General features: G+C 57.9%; 22 protein-coding genes and 1 tRNA gene. All 23 read left to right on the top strand.

Features of this window, described 5'->3' with window-relative positions:
• Positions 1 to 350 precede the first annotated feature (350 nt).
• Complete coding sequence (locus tag H4P12_RS18255) at positions 351 to 1,046, top strand: alpha/beta hydrolase (protein ID WP_187795061.1); 696 nt, start codon at positions 351 to 353, stop codon at positions 1,044 to 1,046.
• A 109-nt stretch (positions 1,047 to 1,155) separates the two neighbouring features.
• Positions 1,156 to 1,656, top strand: coding sequence for a YcxB family protein (locus H4P12_RS18250; protein WP_187795060.1), 501 nt, complete (start codon positions 1,156 to 1,158; stop codon positions 1,654 to 1,656).
• A gap of 72 nt (positions 1,657 to 1,728) precedes the next feature.
• Positions 1,729 to 2,124, top strand: a complete 396-nt coding sequence (locus H4P12_RS18245; RefSeq protein ID WP_187795059.1) for a VOC family protein — start codon at positions 1,729 to 1,731, stop codon at positions 2,122 to 2,124.
• A 59-nt stretch (positions 2,125 to 2,183) separates the two neighbouring features.
• The gene (locus tag H4P12_RS18240; protein ID WP_187795058.1) at positions 2,184 to 2,579 is read left to right on the top strand and encodes a VOC family protein; all 396 of its coding nucleotides are present in this window, start codon (positions 2,184 to 2,186) and stop codon (positions 2,577 to 2,579) included.
• Positions 2,576 to 2,989, top strand: coding sequence for a GFA family protein (locus tag H4P12_RS18235; protein ID WP_187795057.1), 414 nt, complete (start codon positions 2,576 to 2,578; stop codon positions 2,987 to 2,989). Before H4P12_RS18240 ends, H4P12_RS18235 begins: the two co-directional genes overlap by 4 nt.
• Before the next feature lie 236 nt (positions 2,990 to 3,225).
• Positions 3,226 to 4,587 (top strand): dicarboxylate/amino acid:cation symporter, encoded by a 1,362-nt coding sequence (locus H4P12_RS18230; RefSeq protein WP_246449382.1) that lies wholly within the window; start codon positions 3,226 to 3,228, stop codon positions 4,585 to 4,587.
• A 275-nt stretch (positions 4,588 to 4,862) separates the two neighbouring features.
• Positions 4,863 to 6,734: an ABC transporter ATP-binding protein gene (locus tag H4P12_RS18225; protein ID WP_187795056.1), complete on the top strand. Its 1,872-nt coding sequence runs from the start codon at positions 4,863 to 4,865 to the stop codon at positions 6,732 to 6,734.
• A 528-nt stretch (positions 6,735 to 7,262) separates the two neighbouring features.
• Positions 7,263 to 7,338: transfer RNA gene (locus H4P12_RS18220), tRNA-Trp, on the top strand.
• A 124-nt stretch (positions 7,339 to 7,462) separates the two neighbouring features.
• Positions 7,463 to 7,657: a preprotein translocase subunit SecE gene (secE, locus tag H4P12_RS18215; RefSeq protein WP_187795055.1), complete on the top strand. Its 195-nt coding sequence runs from the start codon at positions 7,463 to 7,465 to the stop codon at positions 7,655 to 7,657.
• A 174-nt stretch (positions 7,658 to 7,831) separates the two neighbouring features.
• Positions 7,832 to 8,368: a transcription termination/antitermination protein NusG gene (nusG, locus tag H4P12_RS18210; RefSeq protein WP_187795054.1), complete on the top strand. Its 537-nt coding sequence runs from the start codon at positions 7,832 to 7,834 to the stop codon at positions 8,366 to 8,368.
• 86 nt (positions 8,369 to 8,454) lie between these two features.
• Entirely contained in the window at positions 8,455 to 8,907 is a 453-nt protein-coding gene (gene rplK / locus H4P12_RS18205; RefSeq protein WP_187795053.1) for a 50S ribosomal protein L11, read from the top strand.
• A 3-nt stretch (positions 8,908 to 8,910) separates the two neighbouring features.
• Positions 8,911 to 9,609 (top strand): 50S ribosomal protein L1, encoded by a 699-nt coding sequence (gene rplA / locus H4P12_RS18200; RefSeq protein ID WP_187795052.1) that lies wholly within the window; start codon positions 8,911 to 8,913, stop codon positions 9,607 to 9,609.
• A 432-nt stretch (positions 9,610 to 10,041) separates the two neighbouring features.
• A complete protein-coding gene (rplJ, locus tag H4P12_RS18195; protein ID WP_187795051.1) occupies positions 10,042 to 10,557 on the top strand; it encodes a 50S ribosomal protein L10 in 516 nt (171 codons plus the stop codon).
• A gap of 66 nt (positions 10,558 to 10,623) precedes the next feature.
• Entirely contained in the window at positions 10,624 to 10,995 is a 372-nt protein-coding gene (rplL, locus tag H4P12_RS18190; RefSeq protein ID WP_187795050.1) for a 50S ribosomal protein L7/L12, read from the top strand.
• A 229-nt stretch (positions 10,996 to 11,224) separates the two neighbouring features.
• On the top strand, positions 11,225 to 15,370 hold the full coding sequence (gene rpoB / locus H4P12_RS18185; RefSeq protein WP_187795049.1) for a DNA-directed RNA polymerase subunit beta: 4,146 nt from the start codon (positions 11,225 to 11,227) through the stop codon (positions 15,368 to 15,370).
• A 53-nt stretch (positions 15,371 to 15,423) separates the two neighbouring features.
• Positions 15,424 to 19,656, top strand: coding sequence for a DNA-directed RNA polymerase subunit beta' (gene rpoC, locus H4P12_RS18180; protein WP_187795048.1), 4,233 nt, complete (start codon positions 15,424 to 15,426; stop codon positions 19,654 to 19,656).
• Between the two features lie 135 nt (positions 19,657 to 19,791).
• Positions 19,792 to 20,316, top strand: a complete 525-nt coding sequence (locus H4P12_RS18175) for a GNAT family N-acetyltransferase (RefSeq protein WP_187795047.1) — start codon at positions 19,792 to 19,794, stop codon at positions 20,314 to 20,316.
• A 130-nt stretch (positions 20,317 to 20,446) separates the two neighbouring features.
• Positions 20,447 to 21,337, top strand: a complete 891-nt coding sequence (locus H4P12_RS18170) for a DMT family transporter (RefSeq protein ID WP_246449381.1) — start codon at positions 20,447 to 20,449, stop codon at positions 21,335 to 21,337.
• Positions 21,337 to 22,152: a glycosyltransferase gene (locus tag H4P12_RS18165; RefSeq protein ID WP_187795045.1), complete on the top strand. Its 816-nt coding sequence runs from the start codon at positions 21,337 to 21,339 to the stop codon at positions 22,150 to 22,152. The genes H4P12_RS18170 and H4P12_RS18165 overlap by 1 nt, the downstream gene beginning before the upstream one ends.
• 269 nt (positions 22,153 to 22,421) lie before the next feature.
• Positions 22,422 to 22,793: a 30S ribosomal protein S12 gene (gene rpsL / locus H4P12_RS18160; RefSeq protein WP_022705687.1), complete on the top strand. Its 372-nt coding sequence runs from the start codon at positions 22,422 to 22,424 to the stop codon at positions 22,791 to 22,793.
• 12 nt (positions 22,794 to 22,805) lie between these two features.
• Positions 22,806 to 23,276, top strand: coding sequence for a 30S ribosomal protein S7 (rpsG, locus tag H4P12_RS18155; RefSeq protein ID WP_187795044.1), 471 nt, complete (start codon positions 22,806 to 22,808; stop codon positions 23,274 to 23,276).
• A gap of 18 nt (positions 23,277 to 23,294) precedes the next feature.
• The gene (gene fusA, locus H4P12_RS18150; protein ID WP_187795043.1) at positions 23,295 to 25,418 is read left to right on the top strand and encodes an elongation factor G; all 2,124 of its coding nucleotides are present in this window, start codon (positions 23,295 to 23,297) and stop codon (positions 25,416 to 25,418) included.
• Positions 25,419 to 25,502: 84 nt separating this feature from the next.
• Positions 25,503 to 25,623: GTP-binding protein (locus H4P12_RS18145; RefSeq protein ID WP_246449383.1), on the top strand; the 121-nt coding region annotated here is incomplete at its 3' end.

Raw genomic sequence — 25,623 nt, 5'->3', positions numbered from 1 at the left:
CGCGATCCGCGAAGGCGGCCGCACCGTCGGCGCCGGCGTGGTGTCGAAAATCATCAAGTGATCTGACGGCCCCCGGGCCAGGAGATCATGATGGAAAGCCCGTCCCGAAAGGGGCGGGCTTATTTCGATAAAAAAAGGCGGGAAGGATAAAGTGGCGGCAGGGGACATAATTCATCATCCCCGGCAATGCCTGATCACTGTGCATCTCGACCTGAAAAATAAGCCGAATCAGCGCCGAAATTAATTTAAGTCAATATCTATTAGTTGCGTCATCCTTCGTGCAGCATGCAACACAAGGCGAATGAGCCTTGTATTGCATGTTGTTACCACCCGCAGGGTGAGGAGGTACAATGCCACAAAGACCCGCTATCGTTCTGGTTCACGGCTTCTGGGGCGGCGCTGCCCATTGGGCCGGCGTCATCAAGGAACTGCACAAGCGCGGCTATCATGACCTGCACGCGGTCGAAAATCCGCTGACCTCGCTGGCTGATGATGCCGAGCGCACCCGCAAGATGGTCAAGCAGATCCACGGTCCGGTGATCCTGGTCGGCCATTCCTATGGCGGCGCCGTCATCACCGAGATGGGCGATCTGCCCAACGTCAAGGGCCTGGTCTATGTCGCGGCCTTCGCGCCCGATGCCGGCGAAAGCCCGGGCGGCATCAGCCAGGCAAAACCGCCGGAAGCCTTCCCGAACATCGCGCCCGACAGCGATGGCTATCTGTGGATCAAGCAGGACAAATTCCACGAAAGCTTCTGCCAGGATCTGCCCGAGGCCGATGCGCTGGTGATGGCCGTCACGCAGAAAGCCCCGCTGGCCAGCACCTTTGGCGACAACGTCACCGCGCCCGCGTGGAAAAACAAACCGGTCTGGTATCAGGTTTCGATCCATGATCGTATGATCAACCCCGAAAACGAGGAGATGATGTCGGCGCGGATGAACCCCAAGCGGGTCGTTCATCTGGCGGCCAGCCATGCCTCGCTGGCGTCCCACCCGGAAGAAATCGCCGATCTGATCGACGAAGCGGCGACCGAAACCGGTTATTGACCGCAGGTATGACGTTGCATTCGGGCCGCCTGAAAGGGCGGCCCTTTTGTTTTCTGGGATGGCACATTTTCGGCGTCGTCGTTAGTTGAACGGGTCGCCGGAGCAAAAGATGACCAGTCAAGAGTTTGAATTTACACGTCAGGATATGATCCGTGGTTCGCTGCTGGCATTTCGCAGGCGGTTGTTTTCCAAATCATGGCTGGCGTTGCAGGTTGGCGCGATCTTGTTCTTAACGCTTGCGATCACGCTCTATAATGAAGGCCGTGATTGGACGGTCTGGATATGGTTGGCCGCAATTCTGATCATGTGCGGTTTCCTTCTTGTGGCCCATCTTTTGATGGTCGTTTTTTCGGTATTCTGGGGTGCACAGATGCTGGCATGGCATCCGCATTTGCGTCAGCAATTCATGCTGCAAATTCGCGAAGATGGCATCAGGTTGACCAGCGACAAGGGCGACTGGATTTACAGCTGGTTCGATTTCACCGATATGACCGAAGGCCGGGATATTTTTGTCCTGATGCTGGGGCCATCCATGTTTCTGCCCATCCCCAAGCGGATTCTGGATCGGTATGAGGTTGCCATTATCCGCAAGAACGCCCCGCGGCGGTGATCCTGTATTGGCGGCGCCAAGCGGTCCCATGATAAGATATGTCTGACAGTCCGTCGCAAAGGAGCGCATCCTATGGTCAAGTTTATCCATGCGATGATTCGCGTGCTGGATGAAGGACGCTCGGTCGCGTTCTATGAACAAGCCTTTGGCCTGACCGTCGCGGATCGTCTGGATTTTGACCAGTTTACGCTGATCTACCTGTCGAATGCCGAAAGCGAGATGGAACTGGAGTTGACGGTCAATAAGGGACGGATCATTCCATATGATCTTGGCGATGGTTACGGGCATGTCGCTTTTTCCGTCGATGATCTGGACGCGACCCATGCCCGGTTGGAGGCGGCGGGGCTGGCACCGCGCAAGCTTGTGGATTTCGCGCCGGGCGGGCAGGTCATCGCGCGGTTCTTTTTCATTGCCGATCCGGATGGCTATCAGATCGAGGTTTTGCAGCGCGGTGGGCGATACAAGTGACCTGCTGACGTAAACGGTCAGCAGCATGCCAGATACTGATCGGGCAAAGGAGAAATGCCATGATCGACCATATCGGATTTACGGTTTCCAACCTTGACCTATCGCGGACTTTCTATGACCGGGCTTTTGCGCCGCTTGGAATCCGCCTGCTGATGGAGGTCACCGAAGAGATGACCGGCGGCCACGGTGCGCATCTGGGCTTTGGTCGCGACGAAAATCCCTTCTTTTGGATCGGCACGGGCAAAGCGCCCTCGACCAATGTCCACGTCGCTGTGTCGGCAAATGACCGCGCCGCCGTCGAGGCGTTTTACACCGCCGCGATCAATGCGGGTGGACAGGACAATGGCGGCCCCGGATTGCGGCCGCATTACAGCCCGGACTATTATGCGGCCTTCGTGCTGGACCCGGATGGCAATAACATCGAAGCTGTCTTTCACGGAGGGTTCACGTCATGAAAACCTATCACGGGAGTTGTTTTTGCGGTGCCGTACGGTTCGAGGCCGATGGTGATCTGGCGGATGGCACCATGCGCTGTAACTGCAGTTTTTGCCGCAAGATGCGATACTGGGAGATGCGGTTGCCTGATCCGGGCGGGCTGCGTTTGCTTGCGGGTAAAGAACATCTGGCCGAAACACCACGGGCGCAGGCTGACGGTTTGAACATGCACAACTGGTTTTGCCGCCGCTGTGGCACCCGGCTGTGGTCCGATGGCGATATAGAGGAAATGGGCGGACAGTTTGTGCAGGTCGTCGTCGCCGCATTGGATGATGCAACCGAAGAAGAACTGATTGCCGCACCGATTCATTGGGCAAATGGCGCGCATGACCTGTGGTGGGAAACCGCTCCGGAAACCCGGCACCTATAGGCCGCTATCTGAAGGCCGCTGCGTGATCGGGCTTCTGCGTGACAGTCTTTGCCGCACCGGAACCCTGGCTTCGGATAGCCATTCAGCGGATTTGCGCGTCCGGGCGAGATGTAAATCGCCCGATGAGAGAAAGCTCTGCTAAAAACTCCCCCGACGGGTTACATTTGAGTGTTCTTTCTCAACCAAGACGCGCATAAGGCGCCCTTGTGCAGCAATATCAATCAAGGGGTTTTTGTATGGCAGATAGTCCCGCAAAGCCTGAGGCATCGACCGATACGATGAGCCTGACCACCAAGATCATGCTCGGCATGATTGCAGGTTTGATCTTTGGTGTGATCGCAAATCGGATCAATGTGCCCTTCATCAATGACTATCTGGTCGATGGTCTGTTTCACATGATCGGCACGGCGTTTGTCAACGCCCTGAAGATGCTGGTTGTGCCGCTGGTCGTGTTTTCATTGCTGACCGGAGTGTTTGGAATCAGCGATGTTCGGCTGCTTGGTCGGGTCGGCGGTAAGGCATTTGGCCTGTATATCCTGACAACTGCGGTTGCGATTGCGGTGGCAATTGCCATCGCCCTGTTGATCGGGCCGGGTGTCGGCTTTACCATGGAAGGGGTCGACACCTCCGCCGTGCAGACGGCGGATGCGCCAAGTGTTTGGATGGTTTTTGCCAATATCGTGCCGACCAATCCGGTTGCGGCGCTGGCGAATACCGAAATGTTGCAGATCATCTTTTACGTCATCGTGGTGGGCATCGCTGGCCTGATGCTGGGCGAGGCGTCTGCGCCCTTCGTCAAGGCCTGTGAATATATGAATGACCTGATGATGAAGGTTGTCGAAATTGTCATGGCCTTCGCACCCATTGGCGTTTTCTGCCTGATCGCGCGCGTTTTTGCCCAACAGGGGATAGAGTTGTTTGTTCCGGTCATGGCCTATGTCGTCACATTGACCGGGGCGCTGCTCCTGCATCTGTTTGTGACGCTGATGATCTTGCTGAAGGTCATGACAGGGCTAAGTCCCACGCAGTTCATTCGGAAAATTCGCCCGGCGCAGGTCTTTGCTTTCTCGACCGCCAGTTCCAATGCGACGATCCCCGTAACCTATCGCTGTGTGACATCGCGGATGGGCGTCGATAATTCGGTTGCTTCGTTTTCGATCCCGCTTGGGGCCACCATCAATATGGACGGCACGGCGATCATGCAGGGCGTGGCCACTGTGTTTCTTGCAAATGTTTATGGCGTGGACCTTGGCCTGTCGGGCTATATCACGGTGATCGCGATGGCGGTTCTGGCCTCCATCGGGACGGCAGGTGTGCCGGGGGTTGGTCTGGTCATGCTGACGATGGTGCTGACGCAGGTCGGCCTGCCCATCGAGGGGATTGCCTTGATCCTTGGCGTTGACCGGCTGATGGACATGATCCGAACCGCAGTGAACATCACGGGCGATGCGGTTGTCACCGTCATTGTGGGCAAGTCCGAAGGCAAGATTGATGTCGGTGTGTATAACGACCCGGAAGCGGGTGACGCCGAAGGTAACCTGGAGATCGATCCCGAAGCCGAACAGCATCTGGCAGCGATTGCACGTCACTCGGACTAACTGATCTGTCTGATGATATGGCCCCGGACGTTCTTGCCGGGGTCATTTCTTTTGATCAGGGACTCTGAAAGCGGGCGGCCCGTCCCATGTTCGCCATTGCCCGCTGCCGATAGGTAATCGATTGAATAGCCACACACCAACAGGCTTCAATGATGCTTCTCGGCTGGTGTTTCTTGAAACCGGAAAGATTGCCTGTAATTTCCGCTTTGACTTGACATGCAAATCTGGCTGGGCCAGCACTTCGGTCCGTTTCCTGATCCTTTGAAGATATATCCATGTTCTCGTGGTTCGAACGTCGCATTGACCCCTATCCGTCAAACGCCCCTGGCATGCCTCCGCGCACGCTGGTGGGTTTTCTGCTGCATTACAGCCGGGGGGCATTGCCCTGGCTGATCTTGCTGGGACTTGGGTCCGGGCTGATCGCGTTGATCGAGGTGGCGTTGTTCGGGTGGCTGGGCGAATTGGTGGATCAACTGGCCGAAACGCCCCGTGAAATCTTCTGGCAGATGCATGGCGCGCGCCTGACCTATATGGCGCTTGTGCTGGTCGTCGTGCTGCCACTTCTGAATATGCTGTCGTCGATGGTGCTGCACCAGACGCTGATGGGGAACTTTCCGCAGCGCATCCGGTGGCAGGCGCACCGATATCTGCTGCGGCAATCCATCGGTTATTTTCAGGACGAATTTGCCGGTCGTATCGCCCAACGTCTGATGCAGACCGCGCTGGCCGTGCGCGAAGTGGCCATGAAAATCATGGACGTGGGCACCTATGTGCTGATCTATTTCATTGGTGCCTTGGCGCTGGCAGCCAGTCAGGACTGGCGTTTGGCGTTGCCGTTTGTCGTCTGGGCTGCCGCATATGGGATTATGCTGTGGCAAATCGTGCCCCGTCTGGGGCGGGTCGCGCAGGCGCAGGCCGATGCCCGTTCAACCATGACGGGCAGGGTTGTCGACAGCTATACCAATATTGCGACGGTCAAGCTGTTCTCGCATTCTGCGCGGGAAGAAATCTGGATGCGCGACAGTCTGGATGGTTTCTTGCAGACGGTTTATCAGCAGATGCGCCTGTCCAGCCTTCAGGACATCGTGCTGAATGTCCTGAATGTGGCCTTGGTCGCTTCGGTGGCGGGGCTGGGCCTGTGGCTGTGGACCAATGGTATGATCGAAGTGGGTGCGGTCGCCGTCGCTATCCCACTGGCGTTGCGCCTGAACAACATGGCGCATTGGATCATGTGGGAATTTGCCGCGTTGTTTGAAAATATCGGCACCGTGCGTGACGGAATTTCCAGTCTTGCCCTGCCGCGAGAGGTGCTGGACGCGCCTGACGCGAAGCCCTTGCTGCGCGGGCCGGGAGAGGTGCGTTTTGATGATGTGACCTTCCGCTATCGCGGGATCGAAGGCGCCCTTCCGATGGCTGTGCTGGATGATCTGACGCTGCATATCGCGGCCGGCGAAAAAGTCGGGCTTGTCGGTCGTTCGGGTGCCGGGAAATCGACCTTGATCAACCTGTTGCTGCGCTTTCACGATATCGAGCAGGGCCGGATCACGATTGACGGGCAGGACGTGTCCAGAGTGACGCAGGACAGTTTGCGGGCAGCGATTGGTGTGGTGACACAGGACAGCTCTCTTTTGCATCGCTCGGTTCGTGACAATATCGCCTATGGCCGCCCCGACGCCGCCGAGGATGATATTGCCCGCGCCCTGCGCATGGCCGAGGCGGATGGCTTTGTCCCCGGTCTGTCTGACAGCTATGGCCGGCGTGGTCTTGAAGCCCATGTTGGTGAGCGGGGGGTGAAACTGTCAGGTGGCCAGCGCCAGCGTATTGCCATTGCCCGAGTGGCACTTAAAGACGCGCCGATCCTGATTTTGGATGAGGCGACGAGCGCCCTTGATAGTGAGGTCGAGGCCGCGATCCAGTCCCGTCTGGATGTGCTGATGCAAGGCAAAACCGTCATCGCCATCGCCCACCGCCTGTCCACCATCGCGGCGATGGACCGCCTGATCGTCATGGATCAGGGGCGCATCATCGAACAGGGATCACATGCCGAACTGCTGACACAAGACGGCCTTTACGCCCGGCTTTGGGCACGGCAATCGGGCGGTTTCCTCGTGTCGGACGATGATGGAAAGACAGAGGCCGGGGGCTGAGGGGGCACTGCTGATCCTTGGTGCCAAGCAACAGGCCGGTTGTAAATGCGATTGCATGAAAACCGATAAAGCAAAGAGGCTATGGAATGGGCGAATTTCCGCCTGACGTTGCTTGGCATTTAATTGCATGAGGGAAAAATGTCGGATTTTGCAGACATAATTGATGGATTGTCTTCACGCTCTCGCAATGCGGAAAACCTAGCATTGTCCCGGTTGACCGCATCACGTTGCGCGATGCCAAAAGCTACTGTGCAATTTTAATGGACGATAACAACCGTCGGCCGATCTGCCGACTTTATTTCAATTCCGCAACAACCAGGAATGTTGGCTTCTTCGACGCGGAAAAGGCAGAGACGAAATTTAAGGTGACCGAGCCAGCCGATCTCTATCGGCACGCAGATGCCATTGAGGCGGCAATCAAAGCGTATCTTTAGCTTCAACAAAAACAAAAGGTCGGGCGCGCGGCAAAAGCCGATTTTTATCCGCTTGACGCGCCTGTTCACAGGTCATATCAGATCGCCACGATCTAGGGGTATAGCTCAGTTGGTAGAGCATCGGTCTCCAAAACCGAGGGTCGCGGGTTCGAGTCCCTCTGCCCCTGCCAGATCGTTCTCATTCCATCCGTAGCATGCCGCCGGCATCATCTCATGGCTGCCGCAGGTTGATACGGGTTGAAACGACGGCGGACAGGCGCTATCTGACGCCCTGCAAAGCCGAAGGAGCCGCAAGTGGCCAATCCCGTTCAGTTCATCAATCAGGTTCGCGCCGAAGCTGCCAAGATCACCTGGCCGACGCGCCGCGAGGTGATCACCACGACGATCATGGTCTTCATCATGGCCGCGTTGTGCAGCGTCTTCTTTTTCCTTGTGGATCTGGTGATCCGCTTTGGTATGACCGAAGGTCTGCGCCTGATCACGGGCTAAACAGGGCTTGCATTTCAGGGCCTCGGGCGTTATTTGCGCTCGACTGTCCGGCAAACGGCGTGCATCGAATACGCATGCGCGCCGATTTCAATTTTGCTGGATGAATAGGAATTCAAAGGGTTAAGCGCCGCATGGTGCGATTCCCTATCATGACGAACAGAGGTCGGGCGAAACATGGCAAAGCGTTGGTATTCGGTCAGCGTCCTGTCGAACTTCGAAAAGAAGGTCGCCGAGGCGATTCGTCAGGCTGTTGCTGAAAAGGGTCTGGAAGATCAGATCGACGAAGTGCTGGTCCCGACGGAAGAGGTCATCGAAATTCGCCGTGGCAAGAAAGTGACGTCCGAACGCCGCTTCATGCCGGGCTATGTGCTGGTCCACATGGATATGTCGGATCGCACCTACCATCTGGTAAACTCGATCAACCGCGTCACCGGTTTTCTGGGGGCGCAGGGCAAACCGATGCCGATGCGCGACGATGAAGTGAACATGATGCTGCACCGCACGAGCGAGGGCGAAGCCGCGGCGCCGCGCAACCTGATCCGCTTCGACATCGGCGAGAAGGTGAATGTGACCGACGGTCCGTTCGAAGGTTTCTCGGGCATGGTGGAGGAGGTCGATGAGATCTCGTCCCGCATCAAGGTGACAGTTTCGATCTTTGGCCGGCCTACGCCGGTCGAACTGGAATTCACACAGGTCGCGAAGACCGTGTGATTGGTTGCGGAAGGCAGCATCCACAAGGGGTTTGCCGTACCGCTAAGTCGGCCCTTTCGGGGGCGTGATGATAAGGAGAAGGCCAGATGGCCAAGAAAGTCGTCGGGCAGCTGAAGCTGCAAATCAAGGCGGGTCAAGCCAACCCGTCCCCGCCCGTTGGTCCTGCACTGGGTCAGCGCGGCATCAACATCATGGAATTCTGCAAGGCGTTCAACGCCAAGACGCAGGAAATGGAGCAAGGTTCGCCCGTTCCGGTCGTGATCACCTATTACGCCGATAAATCGTTTACGTTCGAGACGAAGACTGCTCCGGCGTCGTTCCTGCTGAAGAAAGCGGCTGGCCTGAAGCCGGTTGGCAAGCGGAATCGTCCGAAAGGTTCGGAAAAGCCCGGTCGTGCAGTTGCAGGTTCGGTGACCGTCAAGCAGGTGCGTGAGATCGCCGAAGCCAAGATGGCTGACCTGTCGGCCAACGACGTCGATCAGGCGATGAAGATCATCCTGGGCTCGGCCCGCTCGATCGGTATCGAGGTGAAAGGCTAAGCCATGGCTAAGATTGCAAAGAAAAAAGCCGCGGCGCGCGCCGCCTTTGAAGGCAAGTCGAACCTGACCGTTGAAGATGCAGTCAAGCTGGTGAAAGACAACGCGTCGGCCAAGTTCGATGAAACCGTCGAGATCGCGCTGAATCTGGGCGTTGACCCGCGTCACGCAGACCAGATGGTTCGTGGCGTTGTGACGCTGCCTGCCGGCACCGGTAAAGACGTTCGCGTCGCTGTGTTCGCACGCGGCCCGAAAGCTGATGAAGCCAAGGAAGCTGGCGCAGAAGTCGTCGGCGCCGAAGACCTGCTGGAATCGATTCAGGGCGGCAAGATCGACTTTGATCGCGTCATTGCAACCCCGGACATGATGCCGCTCGTTGGTCGTCTGGGCAAAATCCTGGGCCCGCGCAACCTGATGCCGAACCCGAAAGTGGGCACGGTAACGGTTGATGTTGCCAATGCCGTGAAGGCTGCCAAGGGCGGCGAAGTTCAGTTCAAAGCTGAAAAAGCAGGTGTGGTTCACGCCGGCATCGGTAAAGTCTCGTTCGACGCCGACAAGCTGGCCGAAAACCTGCGTGCTTTCGTCGACGCTGTCAGCAAAGCAAAGCCGACTGGCGCGAAAGGGACCTATATGAAAAAGGTCTCGATCAGCTCTACCATGGGTCCGGGCGTGTCGGTGGATGTGACTTCGGCCACGCAAGCCTGATCCAGATCTGGGTCATCCAATTGGAAAGGCGGGGCTTTTGCTCCGCCTTTTTGTTGTCTGTGGCGATGGAACTGCACTCTCGGATTGCATTGCATCCTGGGATGAATTGCCCGCAGCTTCTGGCCAGAATCATTCGTTCGCGAATTTCCGGGGTATTGCGGCAAACGGCGTTTCTTTGCTCTTCACATTTCGGCGCGACCTCTGTATGAGGGCGGCTTGATATGCGCGCGGGTGTGAATCGGCGTGTATATCGATTCGTCCGAGACGGTGGGTGCTGGTTCGCCAGCTTAATTTCCTGCCTGAGATGGGAACAAGCATTTTTCCGAAGGTCTGTCCTTCGGGTGATCTTGCCCTAGCGGACCCGACCCGCCGACCAGTCGGAAGGCGGGAAAAGTGAGAGCCGGGGGGAAACCCCCAACTTGGAGTGAAACCGTGGATAGAGCACAAAAAGAACAGCTGGTCGAAGAACTCGGCCAGATCTTTGAAAGCTCTGGCGTCGTGGTGGTTGCACACTACGAAGGGATGACGGTTGCACATATGCAGGACCTCCGCTCGCGCATGCGCGAAGCCGGCGGTTCGGTTCGCGTTGCCAAGAACAAGCTCGCCAAGATCGCCCTGCAAGGTAAGGCCTGCGAAAGCATCGCCAACTATCTGACGGGTATGACCGTAATCACCTATTCGGAAGATCCCACGGCTGCGGCCCGGATCGCCGACAAATACGCCAAGGACAACGAGCGTTTCGTTATCCTGGGTGGTGCAATGGGTGAAACGGCTCTGGATCCGGCCGGTGTGAAAGCCGTCGCCTCGATGCCGTCGCGTGAGGAGCTTATCGCTTCGATCGTCGGCGCAATCGGCGCGCCTGCTTCGAACATCGCCGGTGCTATTGGCGCACCTGCTTCGAACATCGCGGGCATCCTCAGCACTCTGGAAGAGCGCGAGGCTGCGTGACGCAACCCTTTCCCGACGAGTGGTTGAAAACCCGACGTTGGAACACTAACTGAAAGAGACGGAAAAATGGCTGATCTGAAAAAACTCGCCGAACAAATCGTAGGCCTGACGCTGCTGGAAGCTCAGGAACTGAAAACCATCCTGAAAGACGAATACGGCATCGAGCCGGCCGCTGGCGGCGCCGTCATGATGGCTGGTCCTGCTGCAGCAGCAGAAGCTGCTGAAGAAAAAACCGAATTCGACGTCGTTCTGACCGACGCCGGCGCGAACAAGATCAATGTGATCAAAGAAGTTCGCGGTATCACCGGTCTGGGCCTGAAAGAAGCCAAAGACTTGGTCGAAGCTGGCGGCAAAGTCAAAGAAGGCGTGTCGAAAGCAGAAGCCGACGACATGAAAACCAAGCTGGAAGCAGCTGGCGCCAAGGTCGAGCTGAAGTAATCGACCCTTAGGTTGATTGAAATGAGGCAGGGTTCGGGATTTCCCGATCCCTGCCGAACCTGTCTTGAAGGGCGGTCTGCGGGCAGACTTTCCTTCAGGGCATGTTCGAGGTTCGGGAGCTGCACGGTGGGACGAGCGGCAAGTATGGAACCTCACCCCTACATTCGTAGCCTGCGTTCCGGGGGCCCCGACCCGGATCGTGTGCGAAGACGAAAGGTGACAAGACCCCATGGCGCAAGCTTATGTCGGCCAAAAGCGTATCCGGCGCTACTATGGCAACATCCGTGAAGTATTGGAGATGCCGAACCTTATTGAGGTTCAGAAATCCTCTTATGACCTGTTCCTGAACTCTGGTGAGGGCACCGGACATAATGACGGGGAAGGGATTCAGGGCGTTTTTCAGTCGGTATTCCCGATCAAGGATTTCAACGAAACCGCAACGCTTGAGTTCGTGAAATACGAACTGGAGCATCCGAAATATGACGTTGACGAATGTCAGCAGCGCGACATGACCTATGCCGCCCCGCTGAAAGTCACGCTGCGTCTGATCGTTTTTGATGTCGATGAAAACACCGGTGCAAAATCGGTCAAGGACATCAAGGAACAAGACGTGTTCATGGGCGATATGCCCCTCATGACCCAGAACGGGACGTTCGTTGTGAACGGCACCGAGCGCGTTGTCGTGTCTCAGATGCACCGCTCACCCGGTGTGTTCTTCGATCATGACCGTGGCAAGACGCACAGCTCGGGCAAGCTGCTGTTTGCCTGCCGCATCATTCCCTACCGTGGTTCGTGGCTGGATTTCGAATTTGACGCCAAGGATCTGGTATTTGCACGCATCGACCGCCGCCGCAAACTGCCGGTGACGACGCTGCTGTATGCGTTGGGCATGGACCAGGAAGGCATCATGGATGCTTTCTATGAAACCGTTGATTACAGCCTGCGCAAATCGGGGCGCGAACAAGGCTGGGTTACGCGTTTCTTCCCCGAGCGTGTCCGCGGCACCCGTCCGGCGTTCGATCTGATCAACGCTGATACCGGCGAAGTCATCACCAAAGCGGGTGAAAAAGTCACGCCGCGTCTGGTCAAGAAGTTGCAGGAAACGGGCGAGCAGGTGAACCTGCTGGTTCCGTTCGAGCGGATCATTGGTCGCTTCGTTGCAAAAGACATCATCAACGAAGAAACCGGCCTGATCTATGCCGAAGCCGGCGATGAGATCACCGCCGAATACGGCAAAGATGGCGAGATGAACGGCGGCCTGCTGAAGGTTCTGCTGGATAACGACATCACTGACATTCCGGTTCTGGACATCGACCATGTCAACGTTGGTCCCTACATCCGTAACACGATGGCGGCCGACAAAAACATGAACCGCGAACAGGCGCTCACCGATATCTATCGCGTCATGCGTCCGGGTGAGCCGCCGACTGTTGAAGCTGCCTCGACCCTGTTCAACAGCCTGTTCTTTGACAGCGAGCGTTATGATCTGTCCGCTGTGGGCCGGGTCAAAATGAACATGCGTCTGAATCTGGATGCCCCGGATACGCAGCGCACGTTGCGCCACGAAGATATCGTGGCCTGTATTCGTGGTCTGGTCGAATTGCGCGACGGCAAGGGTGAGATCGACGATATCGACCACCTTGGCAACCGCCGCGTCCGTTCGGTCGGCGAGCTGATGGAAAACCAGTATCGCGTCGGCCTGCTGCGCATGGAGCGTGCCATCCGCGAGCGCATGTCAGGCGTCGAGATCGACACCGTCATGCCGCAGGATCTGATCAACGCGAAACCGGCTGCTGCGGCTGTCCGTGAATTCTTTGGCAGCTCACAGTTGTCGCAGTTCATGGACCAGACCAACCCGCTGTCGGAAGTGACGCATAAGCGCCGCCTGTCGGCACTTGGGCCGGGCGGTCTGACGCGTGAGCGTGCGGGCTTTGAGGTTCGCGACGTTCATCCGACCCACTATGGCCGGATGTGCCCGATTGAAACGCCGGAAGGTCAGAACATTGGTCTGATCAACTCGCTGGCGACGTTTGCCCGTGTGAACAAATACGGCTTCATCGAAACGCCCTACCGCAAGGTCATCGAAGGGCATGTGACCGACGACGTGGTCTATATGTCCGCGACCGAGGAAATGCGCCACACCGTGGCTCAGGCCAACGCAACGCTGGATGCCGATGGCAAATTTGTCGACGAACTGATCAGCACCCGCCAGTCCGGTGACTTTACGCTGAACCCGGTGGACGCGATCGACCTGATCGACGTGTCGCCGAAACAGCTGGTCTCGGTCGCTGCGGCGCTGATCCCGTTCCTTGAGAACGACGACGCCAACCGTGCGTTGATGGGCTCGAACATGCAACGCCAGGCTGTGCCGCTGCTGCGTGCGGAAGCACCGTTTGTCGGCACCGGCATGGAGGCCATCGTTGCACGCGATTCCGGCGCTGCCATCATGGCGCGTCGTGGCGGTATCATCGACCAGGTTGACGCGCAGCGTATCGTTATCCGCGCGACCGAAGATCTGGGTGCGGGCGATGCAGGCGTGGACATCTATCGTCTGCGCAAGTTCAAGCGTTCGAACCAATCTTCGACCATCAACCAGCGTCCGTTGGTCAAGGTGGGCGAGAAGGTTGTGAAGGGTCAGGTTGTGGCTGACGGTCCGTCGACCGATCAGGGCGAACTGGCAATCGGCCGTAACGTGGTCGTGGCCTTCATGCCGTGGAATGGCTACAACTACGAAGACTCGATCCTGATTTCCGAGCGGATTCACAGCGACGACGTATTCACCTCGATCCATATCGACGAATATGAAGTGGCTGCCCGCGATACGAAGCTGGGCCCGGAAGAGATCACTCGCGACATCCCGAACGTCGGTGAAGAGGCGCTGCGCAACCTTGATGAGGCTGGCATCGTCTATATCGGCGCCGAGGTTGGGCCGGGCGATATTCTGGTCGGCAAGATCACCCCGAAAGGTGAATCGCCGATGACGCCGGAAGAAAAGCTGCTTCGCGCCATCTTTGGTGAAAAGGCTTCTGACGTTCGCGATACCTCGTTGCGTCTGCCGCCGGGTGCGTATGGCACCATCGTGGAAGTCCGCGTCTTCAACCGTCATGGTGTGGACAAGGACGAACGCGCGCTGCAGATCGAGCGTGAAGAAGTCGAGCGTCTGGCACGCGACCGTGACGACGAACAGGCAATTCTGGACCGCAACATCTATGCGCGTCTGAAATCGCTGATCATGGGCAAGGTTGCCGTGAAGGGTCCGAAGGGCATCAAGGCCAATTCGGAAGTCACCGAAGAGCTGCTGGGCACGCTGAGCCGTGGTCAGTGGTGGCAGCTTGCTGTCAGCGAAGAGGACATCGCCAAGGAAGTCGAGGCGCTGAACCAGCAATACGACAACCAGAAAAAGGCTTTGGAAGCGCGTTTCGAAGACAAGGTCGAGAAAGTCCGTCAGGGCGACGATCTGCCTCCGGGCGTCATGAAGATGGTCAAGGTCTTTGTCGCGGTGAAGCGCAAGCTGCAAGCCGGCGACAAGATGGCCGGTCGTCACGGAAACAAGGGTGTTGTGTCCAAGGTCGTTCCGATCGAAGACATGCCGTTCCTTGCTGACGGAACGCCCGTTGACCTGGTTCTGAACCCGCTGGGCGTGCCGTCGCGCATGAACGTCGGTCAGATTCTTGAGGCGCATATGGGCTGGGCATCGCGTGGTCTGGGGATCCAGATCAACGAGGCACTTGAAGAGTATCGTCGCAGTGGCGATATGACTCCGGTCCGGGCCGCGATGAAGAACGGCTATGGTGATGATCTGTACGCCGAAACCTTCGCCGATATGGACGATGAAACGCTGGTCGAGCACGCCAATACCGTGCGCACCGGTGTTCCGATCGCCACGCCGGTCTTTGACGGTGCCAAGGAAGTTGACATCAACGACGCATTGACGCGCGCTGGTTTTGACACATCGGGTCAGTCCATCGTCTTCGACGGCCGCACGGGTGAGCAGTTTGCACGTCCCGTCACCGTTGGCGCGAAATACGTCCTGAAGCTGCACCACCTTGTCGATGACAAGATGCACGCACGTTCGACTGGTCCGTATTCGCTTGTCACTCAGCAGCCGCTGGGTGGTAAGGCACAATTCGGTGGTCAGCGTCTTGGGGAGATGGAGGTCTGGGCTTTGGAAGCTTATGGCGCCGCCTATACCCTGCAAGAGATGTTGACGGTCAAGTCGGATGACGTTGCAGGCCGGACCAAGGTCTATGAGTCGATCGTCAAGGGCGAAGACAACTTCGAAGCCGGTGTGCCGGAATCGTTCAACGTGCTGGTCAAAGAGGTCCGGGGTCTGGGCCTCAACATGGAACTCCTGGATGCGGAGGAAGAGGAGTGAGGGCGCAAGCCCTCACCCAATTCTTCCCCCGTGCCCTTCATTAGGAATTGAGAATGAACCAGGAAATCGCCACCAATCCCCTGAACCCGCTGGCTCCGCCGCGGCAGTTCGACGAAATCAAGATCTCGCTGGCTTCGCCGGAAGAAATTCTGGCTTGGTCCTTCGGCGAGGTGAAGAAACCCGAAACCATCAACTACCGCACGTTCAAGCCGGAACGTGACGGCCTGTTCTGCGCGCGCATTTTTGGTCCGATCAAGGACTACGAATGTCTGTGCGGCAAATACAAGCGCATGAAGTATCGCGGCCTGGTCTGCGAAAAATGTGGTGTCGAAGTGACGCTGCAAAAGGTCCGCCGCGAGCGGATGGGCCATATCGAACTGGCCGCGCCGGTCGCCCATATCTGGTTCCTGAAATCGCTGCCGTCCCGCATCGGTCTGATGCTGGACATGACGCTGCGCGATCTTGAGCGGATTCTTTACTTCGAAAACTATGTCGTGATCGAACCCGGTCTGACCGACCTGACCTATGGCCAGTTGCTGACCGAGGAAGAGTTCCTTGACGCGCAGGACAACTTTGGCGCTGACGCTTTCCAGGCCGATATCGGTGCCGAAGCGATCCGCACGATGCTGGCCAATATTGATCTGGCAGCAACGGCTGACCAGTTGCGTGAAGATCTGAAAGAGGCGACAGGTGAACTGAAGCCGAAAAAGATCATCAAGCGGCTGAAAATCGTTGAATCCTTCCTGGAATCGGGCAACCGCCCGGAATGGATGGTGCTGACCGTGATCCCGGTCATTCCGCCGGAACTGCGTCCGCTGGTTCCGCTGGATGGCGGCCGTTTCGCGACTTCGGATCTGAACGATCTGTATCGTCGCGTGATCAACCGGAACAACCGTCTGAAGCGGCTGATCGAACTGCGCGCGCCTGACATCATCGTTCGCAACGAAAAGCGGATGTTGCAGGAATCGGTGGACGCGCTGTTTGACAACGGCCGTCGCGGCCGCGTCATCACGGGCAACAACCGTCGCCCGCTGAAGTCGCTGTCGGACATGCTGAAGGGCAAGCAGGGCCGCTTCCGTCAGAACCTGCTGGGCAAGCGCGTCGACTTCTCGGGTCGTTCGGTCATCGTGACCGGCCCCGAGTTGAAGTTGCACCAGTGCGGTCTGCCCAAGAAGATGGCCTTGGAGCTGTTCAAGCCGTTCATCTATTCGCGACTTGAGGCGAAGGGCCTGTCCTCGACCGTCAAGCAGGCGAAGAAACTGGTCGAGAAAGAGCGTCCCGAGGTCTGGGATATTCTGGACGAGGTCATTCGCGAGCATCCGGTTCTGCTGAACCGTGCGCCCACGCTGCACCGTCTGGGCATCCAGGCGTTTGAACCGATCCTGATCGAGGGCAAGGCCATCCAGCTGCACCCGCTGGTCTGTTCGGCCTTCAACGCCGACTTTGACGGTGACCAGATGGCCGTGCACGTTCCGCTGTCGCTGGAAGCGCAGTTGGAAGCCCGCGTTCTGATGATGTCGACCAACAACGTGCTGTCGCCGGCCAACGGTGCGCCGATCATCGTTCCGTCGCAGGACATGGTTCTGGGTCTGTATTACACGACCATGATGCGCGAAGGGATGAAGGGCGAAGGCATGTCCTTTGCGACCGTCGACGAAGTCGAACATGCGTTGGCCTCGGGTGAGGTGCATCTGCATGCCAAGATCACCGCGCGGATCAAGCAGATCGACGACAATGGCAACGAAGTGCTTCAGCGTTTCGAAACCACGCCGGGCCGTCTTCGTCTGGGCAGCCTGTTGCCGCTGAACGCGAAGGCCCCGTTCGAACTGGTCAACCGTCTGCTGCGCAAGAAGGACGTGCAGCACGTCATCGACACCGTCTATCGCTACTGCGGTCAGAAAGAGGCTGTGATCTTCTCGGACAAGATCATGGGGCTTGGCTTCCGTGAGGCTTTCCGTGCCGGCATCAGCTTTGGCAAGGACGATATGGTGGTTCCCGACAACAAGTGGACCATCGTCGAAGAAGTGCAGGAGCAGGTGAAAGAGTTCGAACAGCAATATCTGGACGGTCTGATCACCCAGGGCGAGAAGTACAACAAGGTTGTCGATGCGTGGTCGAAGTGTAACGACCGTGTCACCGAAGCCATGATGAAGACCATCGCTGCGGTGAAAAAGGACGAGGACGGCGCCGAAATGGAACCGAACTCGGTTTACATGATGGCCCACTCGGGTGCGCGTGGTTCGACCAACCAGATGAAACAGCTGGGCGGGATGCGCGGCCTGATGGCCAAGCCGAACGGCGAGATCATCGAGACGCCGATCATCTCGAACTTCAAGGAAGGCTTGACCGTTCTTGAATACTTCAACTCGACCCACGGTGCCCGGAAGGGTCTGTCGGATACCGCGTTGAAAACGGCGAACTCGGGTTATCTGACTCGTCGTCTGGTTGACGTGGCGCAGGATTGCATCATTCGTGAGCATGATTGTGGCACCGAGCAGGCGATCACGGCTTCGGCTGCGGTCAACGACGGCGAAGTTATCTCTCCGTTGAGCGAGCGTATTCTGGGCCGAACGGCTGCCGAAGACGTGCTGGTCCCGGGGGGCGATGAAATCATCGTCCGCAAGGGCGAGCTGATCGACGAACGCAAGGCTGACGCGGTCGAGGCTGCTGGCGTGCAGAATGTGCGTATCCGCTCGGCGCTGACCTGTGAGTCGGAAGATGGCATCTGCGCCATGTGCTATGGTCGCGACCTGGCCCGTGGGACGCTGGTCAACATCGGTGAAGCTGTCGGCATCATCGCCGCACAGTCGATCGGTGAACCCGGAACCCAGCTGACGATGCGGACCTTCCACATCGGCGGTATTGCCCAAGGTGGTCAGCAGTCGTTCCAGGCCGCCGCACAGGAAGGCACGGTTCAGTTCCGTAACGAAAACATCCTGACCAACGCCAATGGCGAACAGGTCGTGATGTCGCGCAACATGCAGTTGGTCATCGTTGATGATCAGGGGCAGGAGCGCGCCAGCCACAAGCTGTTCTACGGCTCGAAGCTGTTCGTGAAGGAAGGCGAGCGTGTCATCCGCGGTGCCAAGCTGTACGAATGGGACCCCTACACCCTGCCGATCATCGCTGAAAAAGGCGGTGTGGCACGGTTCGTCGACCTTCTCTCGGGCATTTCTGTCCGTGATGAGACCGACGATGCAACTGGCATGACGCAGAAGATCGTGACCGATTGGCGCTCGGCGCCGAAAGGCAACGATCTGAAGCCCGAGATCATCATCATGGATGAGAACGGCGAGCCGGTTCGCAACGAACAGGGGAACCCCGTCAGCTATCCGATGTCGGTGGACGCGGTTCTGTCGATCGAGGACGGCCAGGAAGTCCGTTCGGGTGATGTTGTGGCGCGTATTCCGCGCGAAGGTGCCCGCACCAAGGATATCACCGGTGGTCTGCCGCGCGTGGCCGAACTGTTCGAAGCCCGTCGCCCCAAAGATCATGCGATCATCGCCGAACTGGATGGCTATGTGCGCTTTGGCAAGGACTACAAGAACAAGCGCCGCATCAGCATCGAGCCGTCGGAAGAGGGTCGTGAAACCGTTGAATACATGGTGCCGAAAGGCAAGCACATCCCGGTGCAGGAAGGCGACTTCGTGCAGAAGGGTGACTATATCATGGACGGTAACCCGGCTCCGCATGACATCCTGCGCATCCTGGGGATCGAGGCTTTGGCCGACTACCTGATCGACGAAGTTCAGGACGTTTATCGTCTGCAAGGTGTGAAGATCAACGACAAGCACATCGAGGTGATCGTTCGCCAGATGCTGCAGAAGATCGAAATCCTTGACAGCGGCGATACCACGCTGCTGAAGGGCGAAAATGTCGATCGCGACGAGTTCGAGGAAGAGAACGCCAAGATTGAAGCCAGGGGTGGCCGTCCGGCCACGGGCGAGCCGGTGCTGCTGGGCATTACCAAGGCCAGCTTGCAGACCCGCAGCTTCATCTCGGCCGCATCGTTCCAGGAAACGACCCGCGTTCTGACCGAGGCTGCTGTTCAGGGCAAGCGCGACAAGCTGGTCGGGCTGAAAGAGAACGTCATCGTCGGCCGTCTGATTCCGGCAGGGACGGGCGGTGCAACCGCTCGCGTCCGCCGCATCGCGACCGAGCGCGACAACGCCGTGATCGAAGCACGCCGCAGCGAGGCTGAAGAAGCCGCCGCTTTGGCTGCTCCGGTGATGGAGGATGTCGTTGATGTCGATTTCGTTGAAGTGCCGGAAACCAGCGAAGAATAAGTATCGCTTTTGACAATTGAAAAGGCCCGGCATCTGCCGGGCCTTTTCATTTCTGTCGGCCATATCTCATGCGTTCCGATAGACACATTCGGCCCGGCATGCTTTTCTGCATCGCGCCCCGGAAAAGCCGAAATCATGTCTGATATTCCCACATTGACCACCGAACGACTGATCCTTCGTCAGATGCAGACGGACGATTGGAAGGCGTATTTCGGCTTTCTCGCTTCTGACCGTGCGCGGTATATGGGCGGACCATATTCCCAGGTCAGGGCTTGGGGATTGTTTTGCAGCGACTATGCCCAATGGGGCCTGTTTGGGTTTGGCGGGTTGATGATTCAACGCCGCGATGGTGGTCCTGCAATCGGACAGGTCAGCATCAATTATGGTCCGTCCTTTCCGGAATATGAGCTGGGCTGGTTTGTCTATCCCGACGCGGAAGGGCAGGGGATCGCGTATGAGGCTGCAATCGCGCTGTGCAATTGGGCGCGTCAGACGCGCCGTCTGCCGACGCTGGTCAGCTATGTCGATCCGCAGAATGATCGGTCCCGACGGCTTGCCGAGAGGTTGGGGGCGGTGTCGGACGTGGATGCGCTACGACCCGACGCTACTAATCTGGTCTATCGCCATTACGGGCGGGCGCATCTTCGTCTTTGGTCATGAAAACTCGTTTTCGGGCAGAACAGGGCTTGCGATAAACCACATTGATTTCTAACGCTTGGGCAGCAGCAGTTAGTGATCCGACATGCGCACCCCTATTATTTCACCGATACGTCGCGTTCGCCCGATTTCGATGCGTCCCGAACCTCCGCAGGCGGGTGAGAACCTGCGCGGCGCGGGTCTGATGACGCTGTCCATGGTCAGCTTTGGCTGCAATGACACGGTGATGAAATTCGTCACCCAGGAGATGCCCCTGTATCAGGCCATTTTTCTGCGCGGTGCTGTGGTGCTGGTCATGCTGCTGATCCTGGCACAACGCCGGGGCGGGATCGTGCTGCGCATTGCGGAGCAGGATCGCCTGCCGATGGTGCTGCGGGTGATCGGTGAAGTGACCTCGACCGCGCTGTTCCTGAATGCGCTGCACAACATGGCAATCGGCGACCTGTCGGCAATCATGCAATCGCTGCCGCTGGTCGTGATGGTGGCCGCGGCTGTGGTTTTTGGCGAGAAGCTGGGCTGGAGACGCTCGATCGCAGCCTTGGTCGGACTGGCCGGCGTGCTGATCATCTTGCGCCCCGGCGGCGACAGCTTTGGTATCTGGGCGTTGGTGGCGATCGGTTCCATGCTGATGATCGCGATGCGCGATCTGGCAACCCGCAGCTTTAGTCGGCAGGTGACGACAACCACGATTTCGCTTTATGCCGCCTGCGCCGTTCTTGTGACGGGGGCGGTCGGCATGTTCTTTCAGGGATGGATCACCCCCCGTTTCGATCAGCTTGTCCTGCTGTTGCTGTCGGGCGCGTTCCTGACGGTCGGTTATCTCAGCGCGGTCAGCGCCATGCGCGTCGGTGAAATTTCCTATGTTGCGCCGTTCCGCTATACCTCGCTTCTGGTCGCGATCATTGCCGGATTGGTGGTGTTCGGTGAATGGCCCGACTTCTGGACATGGGTCGGCGCGGGCTTGGTTGTCAGTGCAGGCATCTATACCATCCTGAGGGAAGCGAAACTGGGGTGGAGACGCTGATGCGCGTGCAGATGCTGGGCCTTTGCCGGTTTTCCTATGTCGGTCTGCGCGGGTATCAGGTTGAACATGACACCTATGAGCAGCGCCGGGCCTATCTTTATGATTCGCAGCGTCTTGCACGCCGTTGGGCGTGGTTTACCGAGGTGGCGTTGCCGACATGGCGGGCACAGACGGACCCCGATTTTACGCTTGTCGTGATGACCGGGCCGGACCTGCCGGAACCTTATCTGTCGCAATTGCGCGATCTGACGCAGGACATCCCTCAGCTGAAGTTGGAATTGGTCCCGCCGATGCAACAGCATCTCGCGGCATGCTGGCAGGCTGTCGCGCCGCATGTTGACCCATCGGCAGATGTGATCGGCCATTTCCGCCATGATGATGATGACGCCGTGGCGGTGGATTACATCGCGGCAACGCGCAAGGACTTCAACCGCGTCAAGGCGTTGTGGAAGTCCACGGGGCGCATGTCGCTGGACTATTCGCGCGGCCTGATGCTGGAACTTGGGGCAGGGGGGGCAAAACTGACGCCGCGCATCTGTCACAATATGGGGGTCGCGCTGACGATCTTTCTTCCCCCTGACCTGCCAGAAACGGCCTTGAACTATGACCACTCCAAACTACCTATGTGGATGCCGGGTGTGGCGGTGACCGATCCGCTGATGTTCATCCGCTCGATTCACCGGGATAGCGACTCGGGGGCAATGGGGCCGGGGTTGGCTTGGCAACTGAAGGACAAACAGCTTGACCGACAGTTGCAGCGTCGTTTTGGTTTCAGTCTGGATGGGCTGAACGCCTTGGCACCGAAATTGGCTTGATTTGCTGGCCGCCAGACCGGTGGACTGTGTTGACAGCTTGGTGATTCACACATATATGCCGCTCACCCGCTAGGACTCTCTGCGGGAAACCAGAACCTTTGTGGTCACGATCCGGGCCGGTTTTATGCCTTGATCCTCTGGAATAAAACTCGTCCGCCGGTCATCACGGCTGGATGGGTTTTTGGCTTTTTGCGATTCGCGCATCTAGCCGTCGAGAAGTGGCGCAACCTTTGGTTGCGAGTATTGACGAAAGCAAGACGGGGAACCGAATGCCGACGATCCAACAGCTGATCCGCAAACCGCGGCAGCCCAAAGTGCAGCGCTCGAAGTCGCAGCACCTTCAAGGATGCCCGCAAAAGCGTGGTGTCTGCACGCGCGTCTACACAACGACGCCGAAAAAGCCGAACTCGGCTATGCGTAAGGTCGCCAAAGTGCGCCTGACGAATGGCTTCGAGGTCATTTCCTACATCCCGGGCGAAAAGCACAACCTGCAAGAGCACAGCGTTGTTCTGATCCGCGGCGGCCGTGTAAAAGACCTTCCGGGTGTCCGTTACCACATCCTGCGCGGTGTGCTGGATACCCAAGGCGTCAAAGACCGTCGTCAGCGTCGTTCGAAATACGGCGCTAAGCGTCCGAAGTAAGGAGAGGCTTCAATGTCACGTCGTCACGCCGCTGAGAAGCGCGATGTGCTGCCCGACGCCAAATACGGCGATCGCGTCATCACGAAATTCATGAACAACCTGATGGTTGATGGTAAGAAATCGGTTGCCGAGCGTATCGTTTACAGCGCTCTGGAGCGGGTCGAAACGCGCCTGAAGCGCGAGCCGGTCGAAATCTTCCATGAAGCCCTGGACAATGTGAAACCTTCGGTCGAAGTGCGTTCGCGTCGTGTGGGTGGTGCCACCTATCAGGTTCCGGTCGAGGTTCGCCCGACCCGCCGTGAGGCGCTGGCTATCCGCTGGCTCATCACCGCTGCGAAAAACCGCAACGAAAACACCATGGAAGAGCGTCTTGCAGGCGAGCTGGCCGATGCCGTTAATGGCCGCGGTACTGCCGTCAAAAAGCGCGAAGACACACACAAGATGGCCGACGCCAACAAAGCGTTCAGCCATTATCGCTGGTAACCGGAAGGAAGGCCCTTAATGGCACGCGAATATCCGCTTCAGCGTTATCGTAACTTCGGCATCATGGCGCACATTGATGCCGGCAAGACGACGACGACCGAGCGTATCCTTTACTACACCGGCAAGTCCCACAAAATCGGCGAAGTGCATGATGGCGCTGCGACGATGGACTGGATGGAACAAGAGGCCGAACGCGGTATCACCATCACTTCGGCCGCGACCACGACCTTCTGGCAGCGTCACGAAGATGCTGACTATGCTGAAGATCCGAACGAGCGGAATCGCTTTAACATCATTGACACCCCCGGCCACGTCGACTTCACCATCGAAGTCGAACGCTCGCTGGCGGTTCTGGACGGCGCCATCTGCCTTCTGGACGCCAACGCAGGTGTCGAGCCGCAGACCGAAACCGTTTGGCGTCAGGCAGACCGTTACAAGGTTCCGCGGATCGTGTTCGTCAACAAGATGGACAAGATCGGCGCCGACTATTTCAACTGCGTGCGCATGATCAAGGACCGCACCGGCGGCACCCCGTGCCCGATCGCCTTGCCGATCGGTGCCGAGGATCAGCTGGAAGGCATCGTCGATCTGATCAAGATGGAAGAGTGGGTCTGGAAGGGTGAAGACCTTGGCGCAAGCTGGGTTCGTCAGCCGATCCGCGACGAGCTGAAAGATCTGGCCGACGAATGGCGCGGCAAGATGGTCGAACTCGCCGTCGAAATGGACGACGACGCCATGGAAGCCTATCTGGAAGGCAACGAGCCTGACGAAGCAACGCTGCGCAAGCTGATCCGCAAGGGCACGCTGTCGCTGACGTTCTTCCCGGTCATGGCTGGTTCTGCGTTCAAGAACAAAGGTGTGCAGCCGCTGCTGAACGCCGTTGTGGACTTCCTGCCGTCGCCGCTGGATGTGCCTGCCTATATGGGCTTCGAACCGGGTGATGAGACGGAAACCCGTAACATCGAACGTTCGGCTTCGGACGATCAGCCCTTCTCGGGTCTGGCGTTCAAGATCATGAACGACCCCTTCGTCGGCTCGCTGACCTTTACGCGTATCTATTCCGGCGCCTTGAAAAAAGGCGACCAGATGCTGAACTCGACCAAAGGCAAGCGTGAGCGCGTTGGCCGCATGATGATCATGCACGCCATCAACCGCGAAGAGATCGAGGAAGCTTTTGCTGGCGATATTATCGCGCTGGCAGGTCTGAAAGACACCACCACGGGTGACACGCTGTGTGATCCGGCCAAACCGGTGGTTCTGGAAACCATGACCTTCCCCGAGCCGGTGATCGAGATTGCCGTCGAGCCGAAGTCGAAAGCTGACCAGGAAAAGATGGGCCTCGCCCTTCAGCGCCTGTCGGCCGAAGATCCATCCTTCCGCGTTGAAACCGATATCGAATCGGGTCAGACGATCATGCGCGGCATGGGCGAACTTCACCTCGATATTCTGGTCGACCGCATGAAGCGTGAATTCAAGGTCGAAGCGAATATCGGCGCGCCTCAGGTGGCTTACCGCGAGACCATCTCGAACGAAGCCGAGATCGACTACACGCACAAGAAGCAGTCGGGCGGTACCGGTCAGTTCGGTCGCGTCAAGCTGGTCATCACCCCGACCGAGCCGGGCGAAGGTTATTCGTTCGAATCGAAGATCGTGGGCGGTGCGGTGCCGAAGGAATACATCCCTGGCGTCGAAAAAGGCATCAAGTCGGTCATGGACTCCGGTCCGCTGGCAGGCTTCCCCGTGATCGACTTCAAGGTTGCGCTGATCGACGGTGCATACCACGATGTCGACTCGTCGGTGCTGGCATTCGAAATCGCGGCCCGTGCGGCGATGCGTGAAGGTCTGCGTAAAGCAGGTGCAAAACTGCTCGAGCCGATCATGAAGGTCGAAGTTGTGACGCCGGAAGAATATACCGGCTCGATCATCGGCGATCTGACCAGCCGTCGTGGCATGGTTCGTGGCCAGGACAGCCGCGGCAACGCGAACGTCATCGACGCCTTCGTTCCGCTGGCCAACATGTTCGGCTACATCAACAATCTGCGCTCGATGTCTTCGGGCCGCGCAGTGTTCACGATGCAGTTCGACCATTACGAAGCCGTGCCGCAGAACATCTCGGACGAGATCCAGAAGAAATACGCGTAATCAAGGCGGTGCGGGGGAAACCTCGCGCCCTACCCAACCTGTAGGGTGTGTGCTTGCACGCACCGTCACGAAAAGGAGCCAATTATGGCAAAGGCAAAGTTTGAACGTACGAAACCGCACGTCAACATCGGCACGATTGGTCACGTTGACCATGGCAAGACGACGCTGACGGCTGCGATCACGAAGTATTTCGGTGACTTCAAGG

Source organism: Paracoccus amoyensis (assembly GCF_014490725.1).
Classification (GTDB): domain Bacteria; phylum Pseudomonadota; class Alphaproteobacteria; order Rhodobacterales; family Rhodobacteraceae; genus Paracoccus; species Paracoccus amoyensis.
Note: the sequence above shows the minus strand (reverse complement) of the source record. Positions and strands in the feature narration are given on the sequence as shown.

Bases quoted from the DNA above. Each gene is read 5' to 3' on its own strand.
- H4P12_RS18255 (WP_187795061.1), top strand. From the start codon at position 351: ATGCCACAAAGACCCGCTATCGTTCTGGTTCACGGCTTCTGGGGCGGC.
- H4P12_RS18250 (WP_187795060.1), top strand. From the start codon at position 1,156: ATGACCAGTCAAGAGTTTGAATTTACACGTCAGGATATGATCCGTGGT.
- H4P12_RS18245 (WP_187795059.1), top strand. From the start codon at position 1,729: ATGGTCAAGTTTATCCATGCGATGATTCGCGTGCTGGATGAAGGACGC.
- H4P12_RS18240 (WP_187795058.1), top strand. From the start codon at position 2,184: ATGATCGACCATATCGGATTTACGGTTTCCAACCTTGACCTATCGCGG.
- H4P12_RS18235 (WP_187795057.1), top strand. From the start codon at position 2,576: ATGAAAACCTATCACGGGAGTTGTTTTTGCGGTGCCGTACGGTTCGAG.
- H4P12_RS18230 (WP_246449382.1), top strand. From the start codon at position 3,226: ATGGCAGATAGTCCCGCAAAGCCTGAGGCATCGACCGATACGATGAGC.
- H4P12_RS18225 (WP_187795056.1), top strand. From the start codon at position 4,863: ATGTTCTCGTGGTTCGAACGTCGCATTGACCCCTATCCGTCAAACGCC.
- nusG (WP_187795054.1), top strand. From the start codon at position 7,832: ATGGCAAAGCGTTGGTATTCGGTCAGCGTCCTGTCGAACTTCGAAAAG.
- rplK (WP_187795053.1), top strand. From the start codon at position 8,455: ATGGCCAAGAAAGTCGTCGGGCAGCTGAAGCTGCAAATCAAGGCGGGT.
- rplA (WP_187795052.1), top strand. From the start codon at position 8,911: ATGGCTAAGATTGCAAAGAAAAAAGCCGCGGCGCGCGCCGCCTTTGAA.
- rplL (WP_187795050.1), top strand. From the start codon at position 10,624: ATGGCTGATCTGAAAAAACTCGCCGAACAAATCGTAGGCCTGACGCTG.
- rpoB (WP_187795049.1), top strand. From the start codon at position 11,225: ATGGCGCAAGCTTATGTCGGCCAAAAGCGTATCCGGCGCTACTATGGC.
- rpoC (WP_187795048.1), top strand. From the start codon at position 15,424: ATGAACCAGGAAATCGCCACCAATCCCCTGAACCCGCTGGCTCCGCCG.
- H4P12_RS18175 (WP_187795047.1), top strand. From the start codon at position 19,792: ATGTCTGATATTCCCACATTGACCACCGAACGACTGATCCTTCGTCAG.
- H4P12_RS18170 (WP_246449381.1), top strand. From the start codon at position 20,447: ATGCGTCCCGAACCTCCGCAGGCGGGTGAGAACCTGCGCGGCGCGGGT.
- H4P12_RS18165 (WP_187795045.1), top strand. From the start codon at position 21,337: ATGCGCGTGCAGATGCTGGGCCTTTGCCGGTTTTCCTATGTCGGTCTG.
- rpsL (WP_022705687.1), top strand. From the start codon at position 22,422: ATGCCGACGATCCAACAGCTGATCCGCAAACCGCGGCAGCCCAAAGTG.
- rpsG (WP_187795044.1), top strand. From the start codon at position 22,806: ATGTCACGTCGTCACGCCGCTGAGAAGCGCGATGTGCTGCCCGACGCC.
- fusA (WP_187795043.1), top strand. From the start codon at position 23,295: ATGGCACGCGAATATCCGCTTCAGCGTTATCGTAACTTCGGCATCATG.